Here is a 266-nt window from a genome sequence, read left to right as displayed (position 1 = left end):
CGGTCACGCTGGCAAGGGAGCGGAGGTGACGCTCTCTAGATTGAGCAGGAAGCGCTTGAGGCGAGGACCACCGAGATAGCCTCCTAGCTGGCCGTTACTGCGTAGCACGCGGTGGCACGGAATGAGGATGGGCAGAGGGTTTGTTGCACAGGCGTGGCCGACGGCGCGTGACGCATTCGGCCGTCCAATGATGCTCGCAAGTTGGCGGTAGCTGACAGTTTGCCCATAAGGCACTGTTTGCAACCCGGTTAGTACAGTGCGTTGGA

At 60.5% G+C, this 266-nt stretch carries 1 protein-coding gene; it reads right to left on the bottom strand.

The window, feature by feature from the left end:
* Positions 1-3 precede the first annotated feature (3 nt).
* Positions 4-266: methylated-DNA--[protein]-cysteine S-methyltransferase (locus tag ACPYOI_RS36350; protein ID WP_481424212.1), on the bottom strand; the 263-nt coding region annotated here is incomplete at its 5' end.

This window comes from Rhizobium sp. SVR5-2C (genome assembly GCF_056755115.1).
Note: the sequence above shows the minus strand (reverse complement) of the source record. Positions and strands in the feature narration are given on the sequence as shown.